A 19,306-nucleotide genomic window follows, 5' to 3' on the forward strand; every position below is an offset into this window, starting at 1 on the left:
GGGTCGGTGGGGACAGCTAGGCTGGGCGGCGGCCAAGTAGACGAGTCGAGGGAGCCATCGTGCGGCCTGGTGGACAGCCGAACATGCAGCAGATGCTGAAGCAGGCGCAGAAGATGCAGCAGCAGATCGCCAAGGCGCAGGCCGAGCTGGCCGAGGCCGAGGTGACCGGCACCGCCGGCGGTGGTCTGGTCACGGCGATCGTCTCCGGCGCCGGTGAGGTCAAGAGCATCAAGATCGACCCGAAGGTGGTCGACCCGGACGACGTGGAGACCCTGGAGGATCTGGTCGTCGCCGCCCTGCACAACGCCACCCAGGCGGCCCAGGAGCTGACCGAGCAGAAGATGGGCCCGGTCGCGGGTGGGATGGGCGGCCTCGGCCTGCCCGGTTTCTGAGCCCGCAGATGTACGAGGGTGCCATCCAGGATCTGATCGACGAGCTGGGCCGGCTGCCGGGCGTCGGTCCGAAGAGTGCCCAGCGGATCGCCTTCCACGTCCTGTCCGCCGATCCGGCCGACGTCAACCGGTTGGCCGGCGCGCTGCGCAAGGTCAAGGATCTGGTGCGGTTCTGCACCAGCTGCTACAACGTCGCCGAGTCCGAACAGTGCCGGATCTGCCGCGACCCGCGCCGCACCGACGAGGTGATCTGCGTGGTCGAGGAGCCGAAGGACGTGGTCGCGATCGAGCGGACCGGTGAGTTCCGCGGGCGGTACCACGTGCTCGGCGGGGCGATCAATCCGCTGGAGGGCATCGGGCCGGACAATCTACGCATCCGGGAGCTGATGGCCCGGCTGAGTGGTGGTGCGATCCGCGAGCTGATCCTGGCCACCGATCCGAACACCGAGGGCGAGGCGACCGCCACCTACCTCGCGCTGATGGTCAAGCCGATGGGGATCGCCGTGACCCGGCTGGCCAGCGGGCTACCGGTCGGCGGCGACCTGGAGTACGCCGACGAGATCACCCTGGGTCGGGCCTTCGAGGGTCGCCGGGCCGTGTGACGAACCCGTCGCCGCGGCGAGCGGTGGCGGCGTCCTCCGCGCCGTCCACTCCGGACCCTGGTCCGGGCCCACCCGGCCGCCGCGGGCGGCGCCACTCGCACCGGACCGGGTACTGGCCGTGATCGCCGGCTCGGCAGGTTGAGCCCGGTCCGCGCGGCGATGTCGGCGCTTCTGGCGGCGCCAGACCGACCGGGTGACGGCCCCCTCCGCCGACGAGCCCGGGTGGCACATCCTGGTGGCGGTGCGGCGAGGGGAGGCCGAGGTGCGACGGGAGCGGACCGGCCCTGGCCGCCGTCGGTGCTGGCCGGCCTGCTGGTCATCGGGGTGCTGGTCGGCTGGTGGTGCTTCGCGGCGGAGCTGCGGGAGTTCCGGGAGGCCAGGCGGGACGGCGCGGTGACGGCCGGTACGGAGCTGGACCAGCGGGCCGGTCGCTACGCCGAGGCGGTGCTGGCCGCCGGTGAGCAGGTGCCGGACGATCGGTTACGGGCACTGGCCGCCGAGCACGAGGTGGATGTGTGGGAGATTCGCCGCGAGCCGGAGCTGTCGCTGGTCATCGAGGCTTCCGAGGGGTACGGCCGGTGGCCCCAGGGGACGCTGCGGGCCTGCCATCGGCTCGACTTCCGGGCGCTGGGCGCACCGGCCGCGGGCTTTGAGCTGGCGCGCCTGCCGGCCTGCCCGACCCCACCCACGCCCTTGAGACGCGCCGATTGGCGATATGACACCGGTGTTGGTCGGTCGTCCGATTGATGTAACAGAATGATATCGATTAGAAGAGGCTATTGGGCCGTTTTGTCCGATAGCCCGTTGACCCGCGTTACGAGGGCTGGTCGCTAAGGACACGATCCGGTACCAAGAGCTTCTCCGGCCGTTTCCGGGCGGTCCAAACGGAGGCTAAGGTCACCGCCATCGGTGACCCTGTCACCACGTTGTCCGTACCCCCTAGGACGAGGTGAAGCACCATGCGTGCATCCAGGCCGAAGGTCGCCATCGCGGCCGTAGCGGTCGCGGCCCTCGCGGTAGCAGGCTGTGCCGAGAGCAACCGCGAAGAAGGTTCCAGCGGTAGTAGCAAGGACACCCTCGTCTTCGGCGTCGCCGGAGACGCGAAGGTCCTCGACCCCACCATGGCCAGCGACGGTGAGTCGCTGCGCGTGGCCCGTCAGATGTTCGAGACGCTGGTCCGCCCGGAAGAGGGCGGCACCAAGGTCAGCCCCGGCCTCGCCGAGTCCTGGACGCCGGACGCCGCGGGCACGACGTGGACGTTCAAGCTGCGTTCCGGCGTGAAGTTCCACGACGGCACCGACTTCAACGCCGACGCTGTCTGCGTCAACTTCAACCGCTGGTTCAACGCCAAGGGCCTCATGCAGAGCCCGGACGTGACCGCGTACTGGCAGGACATCATGGGTGGCTTCGCCGCCAATGAGGACGACACGCTCCCGCCGAGCCTCTTCAAGTCCTGCACCGCCACCGACCCCACCACGGTCGACCTGGCCTTCACCCGGGTCTCCAGCAAGATCCCGGCCGCCCTGATGCTGCCGTCCTTCTCCATCCACAGCCCGAAGGCGCTGCAGGACTACGACGCCAGCAACGTCAGCGGCAGCGCGGACGACATCAAGTACCCCGCGTACGCGACCGGGCACCCGACCGGTACCGGTCCGTTCAAGTTCAAGTCCTGGGACGTCCCCAACAAGACGCTGACCCTGGAGCGGAACGAGGACTACTGGGGCGACAAGGCCAAGCTGAAGAGCCTGATCTTCAAGACCATCTCGGACGAGAACGCCCGCAAGCAGGCGCTGCGTTCCGGTGACATCCAGGGCTACGACCTGGTCGGCCCGGCTGACGTCGAGCCGCTCAAGAACGAGGGCTTCAACCTTCTGACCCGTCCGGCCTTCAACATCCTCTACCTGGCGATCAACCAGAAGGGGAACCCGAAGCTGGCCGACCTGAAGGTCCGGCAGGCGCTCGCCCACGCGATCAACCGGCAGGCCCTGGTCGACTCGAAGCTGCCCCCGGGCGCCCAGGTCGCGGTGAACTTCTTCCCCGACACCGTCGAGGGCTGGAACGGCGACGTCACCAAGTACGACTACGACGTCGAGAAGGCCAAGGCGCTGCTGGCCGAGGCCGGCGCGTCGGACCTGACCCTGCGGTTCCACTACCCGACCGAGGTCACCCGGCCGTACATGCCGAACCCGAAGGACCTCTTCGAGCTGGTCTCGGCGGACCTCCAGGCGGCCGGCATCAAGATCGAGGCGATCCCGCTGAAGTGGAGCCCGGACTACCTCAACGCCACCACCTCCGGCAACAAGCACGACATCCACTTCCTCGGGTGGACCGGCGACTACGGCGACGGCTACAACTTCATCGGTACGTTCTTCGACCGGCAGAAGGACGAGTGGGGCTTCAACAACCCCGCCCTGTTCGAGAAGTTCAAGCAGGCGGATTCCACCGCGGACCAGGCGGCCAAGGTGGCGCTCTACAAGGAGCTGAACGCCGACATCATGAACTTCCTGCCGGGTGTGCCGATCTCGCACGCACCGCCGGCCATCGTGTTCGGCAAGGACGTGACCGGGGTCAAGGCGAGCCCGCTCACCGACGAGCGGTTCTCCTCCGCCGAGTTCAAGTCCTGATCTGAAGCACTGACCGCGGGCGGGCGCTGAATACAGCGCCCGCCCGCGATCCTCAGCACCCCTTCGAGGCCGCCGTGTTCCGGTTCATCGTCAGACGCCTGCTACAGCTGATACCCACGCTGTTCGGGCTCTCCATTCTGTTGTTCATCTGGCTCCGGCGGCTGCCCGGCGGCCCCGAGACCGCCATTCTCGGCGAGCGGGGTACGCCCGAGATGCGTGCCGCGATCCGCCACAACCTCGGTCTCGACGAGCCGGTCCTGGTCCAGTACGGCCGGTTCGTGCGGCGGATGATCCGGCTCGACCTGGGCACGTCGATCTCGACCAAGCGCGAGGTCACCACCGAGTTCCTCCAGCGCTTCCCCGGCACTGTCGAGCTGACCATCACCGCGATGGTGATCGCGATCGGGATCGGTATCCCGCTCGGCTACCTCGCCGCCCGTCGGCGTGGCCGGCTGCTGGATCACATGTCGGTCGGCGGCTCGCTGATCGGCATCTGCATCCCGGTCTTCTTCCTGGCGTACATCCTCAAGGCGATCTTCTCCGAGAACCTGGGCTGGTTCCCGTCCAGCGGCCGGCAGGACCCGACCCTCGGCGCCACCCGGATCACCAACTTCTTCGTCCTCGACGGGCTGATGACCCGCGAGTGGGACGCCGCCGCCGATGCGCTCTGGCATCTGATCCTGCCGGGCATCGCGCTGGCCAGCATCCCGCTGGCGATCATCGTCCGGATCACCCGGGCCAGCGTGCTCGAGGTGCTCAACGAGGACTTCGTCCGTACCGCCGAGGCCAAGGGGCTGACCGAGAACGTGGTCCGTCGCCGGCACGTGCTGCGCAACTCGCTGCTGCCGGTGGTCACCTCGATCGGCCTGCTCACCGGTGGTCTGCTCTCCGGCGCGGTGCTCACCGAGACCGTCTTCGCGTTCAGCGGGATCGGGGCGTTCGTCGCGGAGGCGATCAGCCAGCGCGACTACCCGGTGCTGATGGGCTTCATCATGATCATTGCGGTGGTGTACGTGCTGGTGAACCTGATCGTGGACCTCTCCTACAGCCTGATCGACCCGAGGGTGAGGGTCCGATGACGATCATCAGCCGCAAGAAGAAGGAGAAGATCGACCGGCTCGCCGAACTGGCCGCGCGGGACGACGAGCGCGGCGTCAGCCTCTGGCAGGAGGCGTTCCGCCGGCTGCGCCGCAACCCCGCCGCGATCGTCGGCGCGGTGGTCCTGGGCCTGTTCGTCATCGTCTCCGTGGTCGGCCCGTTCCTGGTCCCGTACGCGCCCGAGGCCCAACTCTGGAAGGGCGAGATCCGGGTCGGCTTCATTCCCGGCGTGCGGGCCGAGAACTGGTTCGGTCTCGACCACATCGGTCGCGACCAGTTCAGCCGGATGGTCGTCGGGGCCCGGCAGACCCTCCTGGTCGGTGTCGTCGCGACGATGATCGGTCTGGCCGTGGGCTCGCTGATCGGCGGGATCGCCGGTGCCGCCGCCGGCCTCGGCGGCCGTTGGGGCCGCGCCGTCGACAACGTCCTGATGCGTTTCATCGACATGCTGCTGGCCATGCCGAGCCTGCTGCTCGCGATCAGCATCGCGGCGATCCTGGGCGCCAGTCTCACCACGGTCATGATCGCGGTGGGTACGGTCTCGGTTCCGGTCTTCGCCCGACTGTTGCGCGGCGCGATGATCGCACAGTCCAACAGCGACTACGTTCTGGCCGCGACGTCGCTGGGCGTACGAAAGCCGAAGATCGCGCTGGCCCACGTGGTGCCGAACTCGCTGGCCCCGGTGATCGTGCAGGCCACGCTCACGCTGGCCACGGCGATCATCGAGGCCGCCGCGCTCTCCTTCCTCGGTCTGGGCAACAACGACGCGTCCATCCCCGAGTGGGGCATGATGCTCGCCGACGCGCAGCGCTACATCGACATCGCACCGCGACTGGCGATCCTGCCCGCACTCGGCATCATCATCACCGCGCTGGGCTTCACGCTGCTCGGTGAGGCGATGCGTGAGGCCCTCGACCCGAAGCTGCGGAAGTAGGTATCCGTCATGGCACTGCTCGAAGTGGAGGACATCTCCGTCACCTTCGCCCGGCGCGGCCAGCGTGCCGTGCACGCCGTCGACGGGGTTTCCTTCTCCGTCGACGCCGGTGAGGTGGTCGGTCTGGTCGGCGAGTCCGGCTGCGGCAAGTCGGTGACCTCGCTGGCGATCATGGGGCTGCTGCCCAAGCAGCCCGGTCTGCGGGTGGGCGGCAAGGCGGTGTTCGACGGGACCGACCTGCTCCAGCTCGACGACCGGTCGCGCCGGGACATCCGGGGCCGCGACATCGCGATGATCTTCCAGGACCCGCTGTCGTCGCTCAATCCGGTCATCCCGATCGGCCTTCAGGTGACCGAGGTGCTGACCCGGCATCGGGGGATGAAGGGCGACGTGGCGGCGAAGGAGGCCGCAGCGCTGCTCGACCGGGTCGGCATCCCCGACCCCAAACGGCGGCTGAAGGAGTACCCGCACCAGCTTTCCGGCGGGATGCGACAGCGTGCCCTGATCGCCATGGCGGTGGCCTGCCAGCCTCGGCTGCTGATCGCCGACGAGCCGACGACCGCCCTGGACGTCACCATCCAGGCGCAGATCCTCGAGCTGCTGAAGGATCTGGTCCGGGACTCCGGCACCGCGCTGGTGATGATCACGCACGACCTCGGCGTGGTGGCCGGGATGTGCGAGACGATCAACGTGCTGTACGGCGGCCGGGTGGTGGAGACCGCTCGGCGGCGCCCACTGTTCCGCGAGCCGAGGCACCCGTACACCGTGGGGTTGCTCGGCTCGGTGCCTCGCCTGGACGCCGGCCGCGGCGAACGGCTCAACCCCATCCCCGGCTCGGTGCGCGACCTGCTGCCCTGGCAGGAGGGCTGCGCCTTCGCCCCGCGCTGCACCCGCCGGGTGGACGCCTGCGTGGGTGAGCCCCCGGAGTTGGTGCTCGCCCACGACGGCCGCAGCTACCGTTGCGTCAACCCGGCTCCGCTGCCGGGCCTGGCGCGGGCCGCCGACGCGCCGGTGCCCGCGAAGTCCGAGCCGGCGGCGACCGCCGACGGCACCGGGCAGGCGGCGGAGGCCGGCACCGACGTACCGGCCGCGGGCAAGCCGGCCAGCGGCCCGGTGCCCGCGCCGCGCGAGGAGGAGAAGCCATGACCGGAAGCGACGTCCTCGTCGAGGTACGGGACCTGAAGGTGCACTTCCCGATCAAGCGGGGGGTGCTGTTCGAACGCACGGTCGGGCACGTCAAGGCCGTCGACGGGGTCGACCTGAGCATCCCGCGTGGCAAGACCTACGGCCTGGTCGGCGAGTCGGGCTGCGGCAAGTCCACCCTCGGGCGGGCACTGCTCCAGCTCACCCCGCCCACCGCCGGTGAGGTGAGCTTCGACGGGGTCGAGCTGACCACGCTGGCGCCGGGCAAGCTGCGCACGATGCGTAAGCGGATGCAGATGATCTTCCAGGACCCGATGTCCAGCCTCGACCCGCGGCAGAACGTCGAGTCGATCCTCACCGAGGGCCTGCAGGCGCACGGGATCGGCGGCAACCGGGACGAACGCCGGAAGATCATCGCTGAGACGCTGGACAAGGTCGGCCTGCCCCGGTGGGCGCTCTCCCGCTATCCGCACGAGTTCTCCGGCGGTCAGCGGCAGCGCATCGGCATCGCCCGCGCGCTGGTGCTCGGGCCGGAGCTGATCGTCGCCGACGAGCCGGTCTCCGCGCTCGACGTGTCGATCCAGGCCCAGGTGGTCAACCTGCTCGACGAACTCCAGGACAACCTCGGCCTGACCTACCTGGTGATCGCGCACGACCTGGCGGTGGTCCGGCACATCTCCGACATCGTCGGCGTGATGTACCTGGGCGGCCTGGTCGAGGAGGCGCCGAGCGACCGGCTCTACACCGAGCCGCTGCACCCGTACACCCGGGCGCTGATGTCGGCGGTGCCGGTGCCGGACCCGGACGTGGAGGACCGCCGGGAGCGGATCCTGCTCGCCGGTGACCTGCCCTCGCCGGCCAACCCGCCGTCGGGTTGCCGCTTCCACACCCGGTGCCCGTGGGCGCAGCCGACCCGCTGCGCCGACGAGCGGCCGGTGCTGCGGGAGATCGGCGGAAGCCGGGTCGCGTGCCACTTCGCCGAGCAGATCGCCAGCGGGGAACTGCGCCCGCACAAGGTGAGCGCGGAGATCGTCCGCCCGGAGGGCGAGGGCGAGGAGCCCGGCGTCGTCTCCGCCCCCAGCGAACCCGGCTCCTTCGTGTAAGGAAGGGCCCCTTCTTAACGCCTCGCGTATAGGAAGGGGCCCCTCTTAACAGACAGCCGCGTCTCAGCCCTCGGGGCGGTTGAGCAGGCCGACCGCAATGCTGTGCACCGCCTCCAGCCCCGCGGCGTCGTCCAGCGCGGCCTTGCCGCCGGTGACCACGTACCACTCGTCGGCGTCCTTGTACTGCACGTGCAGGGTGACCTGGCCGTCGGCGAAGTCGGTGCGCAGGGTCAGCTCCCCGGTCACCACGCCGACCTCGTCGGTCATCACCCCGCCCGGTCCGGGCACGATGTCCGTGGTCCGGCTCTGCGGGCCGGTGGCGCCGCCGGCGTCGGCCGTCATCCCGGCACCGGGCACCTCCACCTCACCGGCGGCGGCACCGTCGGCGGTCATCCCGGCCGTGGCCGGGCCGGGTGGTGGGCTGTCGGTGGCCGCCGCCGCGTCCTCCCCGCCGGCGTCCGGTGCCCGCTCGGGTGCCGGGGAACCGTCGGCGCCGGTTACGGCTTGCTCTCCCATGTGCAGCCCTCCAACATGTCGGCCAGCGCGGCCTTCTCGGCACTGGTCACCGTCAGCTGCCAGTGGTGCTTCACCGCCACCCAGTCGCCGGCGTACTGGCACCAGTATGACCGGTTTGGTGGTTTCCACTGGGACGGATCCTGGTCACCCTTTGCCCGGTTGGAGGACGCGGAAACCGCGAAGAGCTGCGGTCGGTCGAGGTCGTTGGCGAAGTCGCCGCGTTTCGAGTCGTCCCAGTCGTCGGCGCCCGACCGCCAGGCGTTGGCCAGCGGCACCATGTGGTCGATGTCCACCTGGGACGGATCGGTGAAGGCACGTCCGTCGTAGACGCTCTCCCACCGACCGCCGACCACATTGCAGCCGGAGTGCTGGATGTCCTTGCCGTCGCGTTCCAGCACCGTGTCCCGGACGTCGCAGTTCTTGCCGGTCTTGCGCCAGTGCGGGAAGCGGTTGCGGCTGTAGCCGCGCATCGGGTTGGCTTCGGCGACGGTGAGCTGGGAGAGCATCTGGGTGGCGGTGCCGCCGCCGGTGCCCGCCGGCTCCTCCGGCTCCTCCAACGGGACGCAACCGGCCGCGCCGAGGGTCAGCGCCGCGGCGAGCGCGAGCGCTCCCAGGGCGCGCGATCCTGATCTGGTACGCACAGACGACACCTCTCCAGCTTGCGGGCTTTCGGCGATCCCGCACAGTACCCGGACGTGGTTTCGGCGTTTCGTGGTGTCTGGCACATGGTGCACGGCAGATTGGTAGCCATGTCTGAACCCGCGCCCGCCATCCGACTCGGAACCGCCACCGGCCGAGGCACCCTGGCCGCCGCCGTGCTCGCCTCCGGCATGGTGTTCCTGGACAGCACCGTGGTCAATGTGGCGCTGCCCCGGCTCGGCGCCGAACTCGGCGCGTCCGTCGCCGGGCTACAGTGGACGGTCAACGGATACCTGCTCACCCTCGCGGCGTTCGTCCTGCTCGGCGGCGCGCTGGGCGACCGGTTCGGGCGGCGGCGGATCTTCCTGCTCGGCGTGATCTGGTTCACCGTCGCCTCGATCCTCTGCGGGCTGGCCCTGCGTACCGACTGGTTGGTGGCCGCGCGGTTCCTCCAGGGTGCGGGCGGGGCGCTGCTGGCCCCGGGCTCGCTGTCGCTGCTCCAGGCCAGCTTCCACCCCGACGACCGGGCGAAGGTGATCGGGGCGTGGTCGGGCCTGTCCGGCGTCTCCACCGCGCTCGGCCCGTTCGTCGGTGGCTGGCTGATCGACGCGCTCTCCTGGCGGTGGATCTTCTTCCTGAACCTCCCACTGGCGGTGCTGGTGGTGCTGGCTGCCGTCCGCTGGGTGCCGGAGAGCCGGGACGAGAGCGCCACCCGTACCCGGGGACCGGGCCGGCGGGGACGTCGGTTCGACGTGGCCGGTGCCGTGCTCGGCGCAATCGCCCTGGCCGGTATCACGTACGCGCTGGTCGAGGCGCCCGGCCGGGGCCTGCATTCGCCGCAGGTGGCGGTGGCGGCCCTGGTCGCGGTGCTCGCCGCGGTGGTGTTCGTACTGCTGGAGCGGCGTCGCGGAGAGACGGCGATGCTACCCACCGGACTGTTCGGCAGCCGGCTGTTCTCCGTGCTCAACGTCTTCACCGTGCTGGTCTACGCCGCGCTCGGCGGTTTCACCTTCTTCTTCGCCGTCTACCTGCAGAACGTGGTCGGCTGGTCGGCGTTCCTCACCGGCATCGCCCTGCTGCCGATGACCGTGCTGCTGTTGGTCGGCTCGCCCGCAGCCGGCGCACTGTCGGCCAAGATCGGGCCACGGCTGCCGCTGACCGTCGGCCCGGTGCTGGCCGCCGCCGGTCTGCTGGTGCTGCGCGAGGTCGAGCCGGGCGCGTCGTACTGGCGACAGGTGCTGCCGGGCGTGGCGCTGTTCGGGGCCGGGCTGACCCTGGTAGTGGCGCCGCTGACCGCGTCCGTGCTGGCCGCCGTCGCGGACCGCTTCGCCGGGGTGGCGAGCGGCTTCAACAACGCCGCCTCCCGGGTCGGTGGGCTGCTCGCGGTCGCTGCCCTGCCGCTGCTGGTCGGGCTCTCCGGCACCGGGTACGAGCAACACGCCGAACTGGCCGCCGCCTACCGGGGTGCCCTGCTCTGGTGCGCGGGCCTGCTGGTGGTCGGCGCGGCCATCGCCGCCGTGCTGGTCCACCGTCCGACCCGCAAGCCTCCGCCGGCCCAACCCTGCCACTCCCTACCCGTCTCCACCCCCCGCTAGCCGGACAGGTGTAAGGAAGGGCCCCCGGTCGACAAGGGGCCCTTCCTTACACCTCAGCGGCGGGTGCGGTTGACGGCGCTGGTTACGGCCTTGATGGAGGCGGTGACGATGTTGGCGTCCATGCCCACGCCCCAGACCGTCCGGCCGTCGACCTCGCACTCGACGTACGCGGCAGCCTGCGCGTCGCCGCCGGAGGAGAGCGCGTGCTCGTGGTAGTCGAGCACGCGTACCGCCACGCCGGCCGAGCCGAGCGCGTTGACGTACGCGTCGATCGGGCCGTTGCCGACCGCGCTGAGCGTGCGCGGCTCGCCAGCGACGCCGACCTGCGCGGTGATCTCGACCTTGCCGTCGGCGGTGCCGATGGCGTACTCGGCCAGCGTCACCGCCGGGTCGGACTGGTGGTCGAGCAGGTACTGCCCGGCGAAGATCTGCCACATGGTGGCCGGGTCGACCTCGCCACCGTCGTGGTCGGTGACCTGCTGCACCACGCCGGAGAACTCGATCTGGAGCCGGCGGGGCAGGTCGAGCTGGTGCTCGGTCTTCATGATGTACGCGACGCCGCCCTTGCCGGACTGCGAGTTGACCCGGATCACCGCCTCGTAGCTGCGGCCCAGGTCCTTCGGGTCGATCGGCAGGTACGGCACCGCCCAGGTGAACTCGTCGACCGGAACGCCGGCCGCCGCCGCGTCGGCGTTCAGCGCGGCGAAGCCCTTGTTGATGGCGTCCTGGTGGGAGCCGGAGAAGGCGGTGTAGACCAGGTCGCCGGCGTACGGGTGGCGCTCGTGCACGGGCAGCTGGTTGCAGTACTCGACGGCCCGCTTGATCTCGTCGATGTCGGAGAAGTCGATCATCGGGTCGATGCCCTGGGAGAACAGGTTCAGCCCGAGCGTCACCAGGTCGACGTTGCCGGTGCGCTCGCCGTTGCCGAACAGGCAGCCCTCGATCCGGTCCGCGCCGGCCAGCAGACCCAGCTCGGCGGCGGCGACCCCGGTGCCCCGGTCGTTGTGCGGGTGCAGGCTGAGTACCAGGCTGTCGCGGCGGGGCAGGTGCCGGTGCATCCACTCGATCGAGTCGGCGTACACGTTCGGCATGGCCATCTCGACGGTGGCCGGCAGGTTCACGATCAGCTTGCGGTCCGGGGTCGGGTCGACCACCTCGATGACCTTCGCGCAGACCTCCAGCGCGTACTCCAGCTCGGTGCCGGTGTACGACTCCGGCGAGTACTCGTAGTGGATGTCGGTGTCCGGGGTGTGGATCTCGGCGTACTTCTGGCACAGCCGGGCCCCGGTGGTGGCGATGTCGGTGATGCCGTCGCCGTCCAGCCCGAACACCACCCGGCGCTGGAGCGTGGAGGTGGAGTTGTAGAAGTGCACGATCGCCCGGCGGGCGCCGCGCAGCGACTCGAACGTGCGCTCGATCAGGTGCTCCCGGCACTGGGTGAGCACCTGGATGGTGACGTCCTCGGGGATCAGGTCCTGCTCGATCAGCTGCCGGACGAAGTCGTAGTCGGTCTGGCTGGCCGACGGGAAGCCGACCTCGATCTCCTTGTAGCCCAGCTGCACCAGGAGCTGGAACATCCGGCGCTTGCGTTCCGGCGACATCGGGTCGATCAGGGCCTGGTTGCCGTCCCGCAGGTCGACCGCGCACCAGCGCGGCGCGGCCTCGACGTGCCGGGTCGGCCAGGCACGGTCCGGCAGGTCGATCCGGAACTGCTCCCGGTACGGCTGGTAGCGGCGGTACGGCATCCGGCTGGGGCGCTGCCGGGCGATGGGATCGGACTCAACGTCGGTGGTGCCGGCTGGGTGAGCCATGGCGGAGTTCTCCTGGGGTCATGTGACGTCAGCAGTGGAGGTCGGCAACGATGCCGAGCGGAAAGATCCGGGACAGTGCTGGCGGCGCGATTCGACTCCGCGACGAGGTGCCGGCCTTCAGGCCCCGTCGCGGCGACCAAGGAGGAGGTGCGCCTGCCACATGACAGGGTGACCCTACGTGATGAGACGGGGTCTGGGAAGGCGCGTCCGGACTTTGGGACGGAATTCGCAGGCTGTGGTCAATGGATTGCATTCCCGCAGCTCAGGACGATTTCGGCGAGGGGGCGCCGGTGGCGCAAGGCGGACTCCTCGGCCACCAGGTCGGCCGGAAGGCTCAGCGGATCGCCCAGTTGCCCGACCGCCACCACCACGTACGGTCGCACGTCGTCGGGCAGGTCGAGGTCGGCGACCAGGCCGGCGCGATCGAAGTCGGTCAGCTGTCGTACGTGCAGTCCCAGCGCGGTGGCCTGCACGGTGAGGTGGGCCACCGCCTGACCCAAGTCGTACGCCGCGAACGGGTGACCGGTGCGGGGGTGCGCGGCCAGCAGCAGGGCGCTGGCCCGCCCGGCCCAGCGCTGCTCCGCCGGTGGCAGGTTGACCGCGATCCGCTTGAACATCTCGTCGTCGCGGTGCCCGATCGCGAACCGCCAGGGTTGTCGGTTGCCGACCGATGGCGCCCAGCGGGCCGCCTCCAGCAGGGTCGCCGCCTCGGCCCGGGTCAGCTCCGCGCCCGGGTCGAAGGAACGGGGGCTCCACCGGAACGCGAGCAGCGGGGTGAGGTCAGCCATGCGCAAAGAGTTACGTATGGGCGTTTTGGCGCGATGTCGGGGGTGGGTGAATGTGGGCAACACCACCCGTAACGGGACAGGTGGTCAACGCGTTCCCGCGTCCGTGGCACCCGGGTCGACGCCGCCCGAGTCGGTGCCGGCTGGGTCGGTGTCGCCCGGGTCGGTGCTGGCCGGATCGGTGGGTAACGCCTCCATGCCCAGCGGCTCGCCCTCGACCACCGGCCCGGCCAACTGCACCGTGGCCGGTGCCGGCTCGGGTGGTGCGGCCAGCGTCAGGGTGCCGAACGCGGCGCGGACCCCGGTCGGGGTGCCGTCGGCGTCGAAGCAGTAGATCCCCACGTCCAGCGGAGGGTTGATCGAGGCCGCGGTGGTCTCCACCGAGTAGCAGGAGCCGGTGGCCCCGGGCGGCGCCATGGCCGGCGAGACCGACAGCGGGGCGCGTCGGTCGGTCAGCACGTCCAGCCAGTCGGTGAACGGGTGCTGCACCCGGGGGTCGAGCCGTCGGGGCAGCGTGTCGTCCCGCTCGCCGAGGCGTACGCAGCTCGGCGGCTCCGGCCGGGCCGCCGAGGGCAGCGCGCACTGGAACAGCCCGTCGGCCGTCGCCGCGAGTGAGATGTCCGCCGCGCCGCCGAGCGCGCCACCCGGCACGTCCACCCGCCAACTGCCGTCGTTCGCGCTGGTTACCAGGATCGAGCGGTCGGCGGCCCCGTCGGCCAGCAGGTTGTACCGGGCGACCAGGTGCCGATCCTGGGCGGCGGCGGCGAGCGCGGCCAACTCGTCGCGGGCCGCGTCCATCCCCACCGGTCGTGGCGCGGCGCTCGGAGGCGGCGGCGGATCTGCGGGCGGGTCGGCGGAGCAGCCGGCGAGCAGGACGGGCAGGGCCAGCGCGAGCGGGGCGGCCAGGCGTCGGGCCGGGCGGTGGGCGGCGTGCACCCGGTCATTCTCGGCGTTGCGGCCGGCTTCCGGACACCCCCGGGCAGGTCGACGTTTGCGGCGTGTCGCGCACCACTCGCGGGCTCCGGCCGGGCCGGATCGTGGGATCACCTGACCCGGTGATCAGAGCGGCCCGATACCCTGAGATCGTCCGACCCGCGCCGCCGGCCCCGGAGCCGGCGGCGTCGGCACGCTCAGGGCAACCGGGAGGGAGTGCACCGTCGTGGCACTCGTGGTGCAGAAGTACGGCGGGTCCTCCGTCGCCAACGCCGAGCGGATCAAGCGGGTGGCCGAGCGGATCGTCGCGGCCCGCAAAGCCGGCGACGACGTGGTCGTCGTGGTCTCCGCGATGGGCGACACCACCGACGAGCTGCTCGACCTGGCCAACCAGGTCAGCCCGCTGCCCCCGGGGCGGGAGCTGGACATGCTGCTCACCGCCGGAGAGCGGATCTCGATGGCGCTGCTCGCCATGGCGATCCACAACCTGGGGTACGAAGCCCGCTCGTTCACCGGTTCGCAGGCGGGCGTGATCACCACCTCGGTGCACGGCCGGGCGCGGATCATCGACGTCACTCCGGGGCGGCTCAAGGGTGCGCTGGACGAGGGGGCCGTGGTGATCGTCGCCGGCTTCCAGGGCGTCTCGCAGGACACCAAGGACGTCACCACCCTGGGCCGTGGTGGGTCGGACACCACTGCGGTGGCGCTGGCCGCCGCGCTGCGGGCGGACGTGTGTGAGATCTACACCGACGTGGACGGGGTCTTCACCGCCGACCCGCGGATCGTCCCGAACGCCCGGCACATCAAGCAGATCACCTACGAGGAGATGCTGGAGCTGGCCGCCTGCGGCGCGAAGGTGCTGCACCTGCGCAGCGTGGAGTACGCGCGCCGGGCCGAGCTGCCGATCCACGTCCGTTCGTCATACTCGACCAACACCGGCACCATGGTCACCGGATCGATGGAGGAGCTTCCTGTGGAGCAGGCACTGATCACCGGAGTGGCCCACGACCGCAGCGAGGCCAAGATCACGATCGTCGGGGTGCCCGACGAGCCGGGCGCCGCGGCGCGGATCTTCGACACCGTCGCGGGCGCCGAGATCAACATCGACATGATCGTGCAGAACGTCTCCACCGAGGGCACCGGTCGCACGGACATCTCCTTCACCCTGCCGAAGACCGACGGCCCCACCGCGATGGCCGCGCTGAGCAAGATCCAGGAGACGGTCAACTTCAAGGGCCTGCTCTACGACGACCACGTCGGCAAGGTCTCCCTGATCGGCGCGGGGATGCGGTCGCACCCCGGGGTGGCTGCGGGCTTCTTCGCCGCGCTGGGCCAGGCCGGCGTGAACATCGAAATGATCTCCACCTCGGAGATCCGGGTCTCCGTGGTCTGCCGGGACACCGACCTGGACGCCGCGGTCCGCGCCATCCACGAGGCGTTCGACCTCGGCGGTGACACCGAAGCCGTGGTGTACGCGGGGACGGGACGGTAGCCCGCGGTGGCCGGGCTGCCCACCCTGGCCGTGGTCGGGGCGACGGGGGCCGTCGGCACGGTGATGTGTGAGTTGCTCACCGGGCGGCGCAACGTCTGGGGCGAGATCCGCCTGCTGGCCTCCGAGCGGTCGGTCGGGCGGAAGGTGCGGTGTCGGGGCGAGGAGTTGACCGTCCAGGCGCTGACCGAGGAGGCGCTCGACGGCGTGGACGTGGCGATGTTCGACGTCCCGGACGAGGTCTCGGCGCACTGGGCGCCGATCGCGGTGCGCCGCGGCGCGGTCGTGGTGGACAACTCCGGCGCCTTCCGGATGGACCGGGACGTGCCGCTGGTGGTGCCGGAGATCAATCCCGAGCAGCTGCACAATCGGCCCCGGGGCATCGTCGCCAACGCGAACTGCACCACCCTCGCGATGATCATCGCGGTCGCCCCGCTGCACCGCGAGTACGGCCTGCGTGAGCTGGTGCTCGCCTCGTACCAGGCGGTTTCCGGGGCGGGTCAGCTCGGCGCGGACACGCTGCACGACCAGTTGACCAAGGTGGCCGGCGACCGGCTGCTCGGCTCGCGTACCGGCGACGTGCGGCAGGCGGTCGGTGACGACCTCGGCCCGTTCCCCGCCCCGATGGCGCTCAACGTGGTGCCCTGGGCCGGCTCGCTGGCCGACGGTGGTTGGTCGTCCGAGGAGATGAAGATGCGCAACGAGTCGCGCAAGATCCTCGGGATGCCCGACCTCAAGGTCTCCGCGACCTGCGTACGGGTGCCGGTGGTGACCGGCCACTCGGTCGCGGTGCACGCCGTCTTCGCCACCGAGATCGACGCCGACGGTGCCCGTGGGGTGCTGCGCGACGCGCCCGGGGTGATCGTGGTCGACGACCCGGAGGCCGGGGAGTTCCCGATGCCGATCGACGCGGTCGGCACCGACCCGTCCTGGGTCGGCCGGATCCGCCGGGCCCTCGACGACCCCCGTGCGTTGGACTTCTTCGTCACCGGCGACAACCTCCGCAAGGGCGCTGCCCTCAACACCGCGCAGATCGCCGAACTCCTGGCCCAGGAGCTGACCCAAGCCTGATCATCCGGCCGAGGGGCCGTCAGGCGGCGGACAACTGGACCCCGTCACGGCCTTGCCGTTTGACGGCGTAGAGGGCCTGGTCGGCGCGGCGCAGGGTCAGCTCGGGAGACTCGCCGGGCCGGGGAAGGGCGACGCCGACGCTGATCGTACGGCCGATGCGGCGGGCCGCCTCGGTGAGCCGCTCGGCGACCCGCACCGCCTCCTCCGGGCGAGTCACCTCGATCACCGCGACGAACTCGTCGCCACCGATCCGGTACAGCTCGTCCCCCTGGCGCAGCGCACCCTCCAACGCCCGTGCCAGGCCGACCAGCACCCGGTCGCCCGCCTGGTGGCCGTACGTGTCGTTGACGCTCTTGAAGCCGTCCACGTCGATCGCCAGCAGCGCGGTACGGCCCGGGGTCGCGGTGGCGATCCGCTGCCCGAACGGGCCGGTGTGCCGCAGCCCGGTGAGCGGGTCGGAACTGGCCTGCTCGCGTAGCCGGTCCAGGGTGCGTAGCCGGTCCAGGCAGCTCCACGCCTGGCCGGCCAGCAGCTCCATCAGGTTGACCGTGGTGGGATCCGGGCGGAGCAGCCGCTCGTCGGCGACCAGCAGCACCCCACCACGCTCGGGCGGGCCGACCGGCACCGCCATCAGCGTGCGTACCCCGGCCCGGACCAGCGGCTCGTGCTCGGCCGTCGGCGGGTGGCCGGACTCGCCGAGGGTGTAGCCCGCGCCGTACCGGTGAGCCCGGTCGGTGATGCGCCGCAGCGCCTGCGGCCCTGCCTCCGCCAACTCGGCGCGCATCCGGGTCTCCAGTTCGCCGGGGGCCACCGTTGGGGCGCCGAGCTGCGGGCCGGTGCGGTCGGCGAGCACCAGGATGGCCGTGGCGAGGGCCGACACGTCCCGGGCGGCCCCGATCGTGGCCGCCATCAGATCCCACTCGGTGCTGGCCGCGGTCATCGCGGCGGCGTGCCGGAGCAGCTTCTCGCTGCGACTCTCCGCCGGACCGCCGAGCGCCACGATCCGAGCGCCGAGGCGGCCGGCGACCCGTTCGGCCGTCGCCTGCCACGACCCTAGGTCGGCCGGGCCGGTCCACTGCAAGTCGAGTACGCCGACGGCTCGACCCGCCGGATCCAGCACCGGTACGCACACCTCGGCGGCGACGTCGGGGCGTACCGGGATGTGGTCGAGGTCGGCCGCGACGTCCGGGACGACGGCCGACTTGCCGCGGGTGTAGACCCGGCCGACGATCCCGGCGTCCGGCGCGACGGTGGCGAAGACCTGCCAGGATCCGGTGGCGGCGACGCAGCGCAGCCGGCCGCGCACGTGCAGCAGGACGGCGATGGTGGCGGGTGTGTACCGGGCCAGCGCGGCGACGGTCGCCTGGCACACCTCGGTGACGGTCGACGCCATGGGCAGGCGGGCCGTGACGTCACGGATGACTTGCTGGTGATCCACTCGTACGTCGTTCCAGGTCGGGGTACCTTCCCGGCCGGCGCCGGGTCGCCGATCAAGCGTACTCACGGCGGCTGGGTGCGGGCTGACTTCGTACACATGTGCTATCCACAGGCTGTGGACGTGGCCTGTGAGGTCACGCGTGGGCGGCCGCGACGATAGCGTGAGGGTTCCTGGTCCAGTGGAGGCCCGATGCTCATCGCCCACCTCAGCGATCCGCACCTGACCACCGGTGCGCTCGCCGCCGAGCCGGCCGCCGGGCTGCACCGCGCGCTCGGCCGGGTGCTGGCGCTGAATCCCCGGCCCGACTGTGTGGTCATCACCGGCGACCTGGCCGACCACGGCCGCCCCGACGAGTACGCCGCGCTGCGTGAGGTGATCGGCCGGTTCCCGCTGCCGGTGCACCTGACCACCGGCAACCACGACGACCGGGAGTCGTTGCTTGACGCCTTCGGCGGCACCCCCTGGCTGGGTGGCGGCTTCTCGGCGCACTACCAGGTCCACCATCCCGGGGCGACCGTGGTGGTGCTCGACTCGCTCGTCCCCGGCGCGGACGGCGGGCGGCTCGGTGACGAGCAGCTCGGCTGGCTCGACGGCGTGCTCGCCGCGCGACCCGACGTGCCGGCCGTCGTCTGCCTGCACCACCCGCCGGTCGAGGTCGGCATCCCGGTCGCCGACGCGATCCGGCTCGCCGACGGTGACGCCCTCGCCGAGGTGCTCGTCCGCCACCCCAACGTGGTACGCGTCGCCGCCGGGCACCTGCACCGGCCGGTGACCACGGCCTTCGCCGGCACGGTGCTCACCGTCGCCCCGAGCACCTGGCGGCAGGCCACGCTGACGATGAGCGGCGACGAGCAGATCGGCTGGGTCGCCGAGCCGACCACCCTGCTGCTGCACCGGGTGACCGATGCCGGGTGTGTCACGCACACCGTGCAGGTCAGCCACACCGCCGGCATGACCTGCGGTTTCTGATCGCTTTCCGGCGCCCTGACCCGGTCCGGCCCGCTGCTCGTGGCCACGATCGCCGTGGCCCCCGGCCGCCCCTACCCCGAACCGCTTCCCCGCTGCCGGCGCACCTCAGCGGCGGCTGCCAAACGGTACACAGTGGTCAGCGCACCACAGCCGGGGACCAGGCG

At 71.0% G+C, this 19,306-nt stretch carries 18 protein-coding genes; 12 read left to right on the top strand and 6 right to left on the bottom strand.

The features are described 5' to 3' along the window. Positions 1-83: 83 nt before the first annotated feature. The 8 genes from C1I95_RS05745 to C1I95_RS05780 all read left to right on the top strand — a co-directional run bounded on the left by C1I95_RS05745 (position 84) and on the right by C1I95_RS05780 (position 7,896). On the top strand, positions 84-392 hold the full coding sequence (locus C1I95_RS05745) for a YbaB/EbfC family nucleoid-associated protein (RefSeq protein ID WP_233513383.1): 309 nt from the start codon (positions 84-86) through the stop codon (positions 390-392). 8 nt (positions 393-400) lie between these two features. Beyond that, complete coding sequence (recR, locus tag C1I95_RS05750) at positions 401-994, top strand: recombination mediator RecR (protein WP_111212716.1); 594 nt, start codon at positions 401-403, stop codon at positions 992-994. A gap of 222 nt (positions 995-1,216) precedes the next feature. Next, positions 1,217-1,741, top strand: coding sequence for a hypothetical protein (locus tag C1I95_RS05755; RefSeq protein ID WP_146605642.1), 525 nt, complete (start codon positions 1,217-1,219; stop codon positions 1,739-1,741). 212 nt (positions 1,742-1,953) lie between these two features. Continuing rightward, positions 1,954-3,618, top strand: a complete 1,665-nt coding sequence (locus C1I95_RS05760) for an ABC transporter substrate-binding protein (protein ID WP_111212718.1) — start codon at positions 1,954-1,956, stop codon at positions 3,616-3,618. 74 nt (positions 3,619-3,692) lie between these two features. Beyond that, positions 3,693-4,697 (top strand): ABC transporter permease, encoded by a 1,005-nt coding sequence (locus tag C1I95_RS05765; protein ID WP_111212719.1) that lies wholly within the window; start codon positions 3,693-3,695, stop codon positions 4,695-4,697. Continuing rightward, positions 4,694-5,650, top strand: coding sequence for an ABC transporter permease (locus C1I95_RS05770; RefSeq protein ID WP_111212720.1), 957 nt, complete (start codon positions 4,694-4,696; stop codon positions 5,648-5,650). The genes C1I95_RS05765 and C1I95_RS05770 overlap by 4 nt, the downstream gene beginning before the upstream one ends. 9 nt (positions 5,651-5,659) lie before the next feature. Further along, positions 5,660-6,796, top strand: a complete 1,137-nt coding sequence (locus C1I95_RS05775) for an ABC transporter ATP-binding protein (RefSeq protein WP_233513381.1) — start codon at positions 5,660-5,662, stop codon at positions 6,794-6,796. After that, on the top strand, positions 6,793-7,896 hold the full coding sequence (locus C1I95_RS05780; protein ID WP_111212721.1) for an ABC transporter ATP-binding protein: 1,104 nt from the start codon (positions 6,793-6,795) through the stop codon (positions 7,894-7,896). Before C1I95_RS05775 ends, C1I95_RS05780 begins: the two co-directional genes overlap by 4 nt. 63 nt (positions 7,897-7,959) lie before the next feature. Here the strand turns inward: C1I95_RS05780 and C1I95_RS05785 are convergent, their stop codons facing one another. Together C1I95_RS05785 and C1I95_RS05790 are read right to left on the bottom strand one after the other, a co-directional pair. Continuing rightward, positions 7,960-8,412 carry a hypothetical protein gene (locus C1I95_RS05785; protein ID WP_111212722.1) on the bottom strand — a complete coding sequence of 151 codons (453 nt, stop codon included), beginning with the start codon at positions 8,410-8,412 and terminating at the stop codon, positions 7,960-7,962. Continuing rightward, positions 8,394-9,053, bottom strand: coding sequence for an HNH endonuclease family protein (locus C1I95_RS05790; protein WP_111212723.1), 660 nt, complete (start codon positions 9,051-9,053; stop codon positions 8,394-8,396). Before C1I95_RS05790 ends, C1I95_RS05785 begins: the two co-directional genes overlap by 19 nt. A gap of 108 nt (positions 9,054-9,161) precedes the next feature. On the opposite strand from C1I95_RS05790, the gene C1I95_RS05795 reads away from it, so the two are divergent. Then, positions 9,162-10,646 carry an MFS transporter gene (locus C1I95_RS05795; RefSeq protein ID WP_111212724.1) on the top strand — a complete coding sequence of 495 codons (1,485 nt, stop codon included), beginning with the start codon at positions 9,162-9,164 and terminating at the stop codon, positions 10,644-10,646. 53 nt (positions 10,647-10,699) lie between these two features. Here C1I95_RS05795 and leuA read toward each other — a convergent pair whose 3' ends face one another. From leuA to C1I95_RS05810, 3 genes are all read right to left on the bottom strand, one after another. Then, positions 10,700-12,457, bottom strand: a complete 1,758-nt coding sequence (leuA, locus tag C1I95_RS05800) for a 2-isopropylmalate synthase (protein WP_111212725.1) — start codon at positions 12,455-12,457, stop codon at positions 10,700-10,702. Positions 12,458-12,696: 239 nt separating this feature from the next. Further along, a complete protein-coding gene (locus tag C1I95_RS05805) occupies positions 12,697-13,245 on the bottom strand; it encodes a nitroreductase family protein (protein WP_111212726.1) in 549 nt (182 codons plus the stop codon). An 84-nt stretch (positions 13,246-13,329) separates the two neighbouring features. Next, complete coding sequence (locus C1I95_RS05810; protein ID WP_233513382.1) at positions 13,330-14,178, bottom strand: hypothetical protein; 849 nt, start codon at positions 14,176-14,178, stop codon at positions 13,330-13,332. Positions 14,179-14,401: 223 nt separating this feature from the next. Here C1I95_RS05810 and C1I95_RS05815 point away from each other — a divergent pair, with 223 nt between their 5' ends. Both C1I95_RS05815 and C1I95_RS05820 read left to right on the top strand, forming a co-directional pair. After that, positions 14,402-15,667: an aspartate kinase gene (locus tag C1I95_RS05815; protein ID WP_111212727.1), complete on the top strand. Its 1,266-nt coding sequence runs from the start codon at positions 14,402-14,404 to the stop codon at positions 15,665-15,667. Positions 15,668-15,673: 6 nt separating this feature from the next. Beyond that, positions 15,674-16,735 (top strand): aspartate-semialdehyde dehydrogenase, encoded by a 1,062-nt coding sequence (locus tag C1I95_RS05820; RefSeq protein ID WP_111212728.1) that lies wholly within the window; start codon positions 15,674-15,676, stop codon positions 16,733-16,735. Positions 16,736-16,754: 19 nt separating this feature from the next. Here C1I95_RS05820 and C1I95_RS05825 read toward each other — a convergent pair whose 3' ends face one another. Continuing rightward, positions 16,755-18,173, bottom strand: coding sequence for a sensor domain-containing diguanylate cyclase (locus tag C1I95_RS05825; RefSeq protein ID WP_111212729.1), 1,419 nt, complete (start codon positions 18,171-18,173; stop codon positions 16,755-16,757). Positions 18,174-18,362: 189 nt separating this feature from the next. On the opposite strand from C1I95_RS05825, the gene C1I95_RS05830 reads away from it, so the two are divergent. Continuing rightward, positions 18,363-19,142 carry a phosphodiesterase gene (locus C1I95_RS05830; protein ID WP_111212730.1) on the top strand — a complete coding sequence of 260 codons (780 nt, stop codon included), beginning with the start codon at positions 18,363-18,365 and terminating at the stop codon, positions 19,140-19,142. Positions 19,143-19,306 lie beyond the last annotated feature (164 nt).

The organism is Micromonospora craterilacus (assembly GCF_003236315.1).
GTDB classification, from domain to species: Bacteria; Actinomycetota; Actinomycetes; order Mycobacteriales; family Micromonosporaceae; genus Micromonospora; species Micromonospora craterilacus.

Excerpts from the sequence above, each read along its gene's own strand:
- C1I95_RS05785 (WP_111212722.1), bottom strand. The coding sequence starts at position 8,412 with ATGGGAGAGCAAGCCGTAACCGGCGCCGACGGTTCCCCGGCACCCGAG.
- C1I95_RS05775 (WP_233513381.1), top strand. The coding sequence starts at position 5,660 with ATGGCACTGCTCGAAGTGGAGGACATCTCCGTCACCTTCGCCCGGCGC.
- C1I95_RS05830 (WP_111212730.1), top strand. The coding sequence starts at position 18,363 with ATGCTCATCGCCCACCTCAGCGATCCGCACCTGACCACCGGTGCGCTC.
- C1I95_RS05780 (WP_111212721.1), top strand. The coding sequence starts at position 6,793 with ATGACCGGAAGCGACGTCCTCGTCGAGGTACGGGACCTGAAGGTGCAC.
- recR (WP_111212716.1), top strand. The coding sequence starts at position 401 with ATGTACGAGGGTGCCATCCAGGATCTGATCGACGAGCTGGGCCGGCTG.
- C1I95_RS05795 (WP_111212724.1), top strand. The coding sequence starts at position 9,162 with ATGTCTGAACCCGCGCCCGCCATCCGACTCGGAACCGCCACCGGCCGA.
- C1I95_RS05760 (WP_111212718.1), top strand. The coding sequence starts at position 1,954 with ATGCGTGCATCCAGGCCGAAGGTCGCCATCGCGGCCGTAGCGGTCGCG.
- C1I95_RS05805 (WP_111212726.1), bottom strand. The coding sequence starts at position 13,245 with ATGGCTGACCTCACCCCGCTGCTCGCGTTCCGGTGGAGCCCCCGTTCC.
- leuA (WP_111212725.1), bottom strand. The coding sequence starts at position 12,457 with ATGGCTCACCCAGCCGGCACCACCGACGTTGAGTCCGATCCCATCGCC.
- C1I95_RS05745 (WP_233513383.1), top strand. The coding sequence starts at position 84 with ATGCAGCAGATGCTGAAGCAGGCGCAGAAGATGCAGCAGCAGATCGCC.
- C1I95_RS05770 (WP_111212720.1), top strand. The coding sequence starts at position 4,694 with ATGACGATCATCAGCCGCAAGAAGAAGGAGAAGATCGACCGGCTCGCC.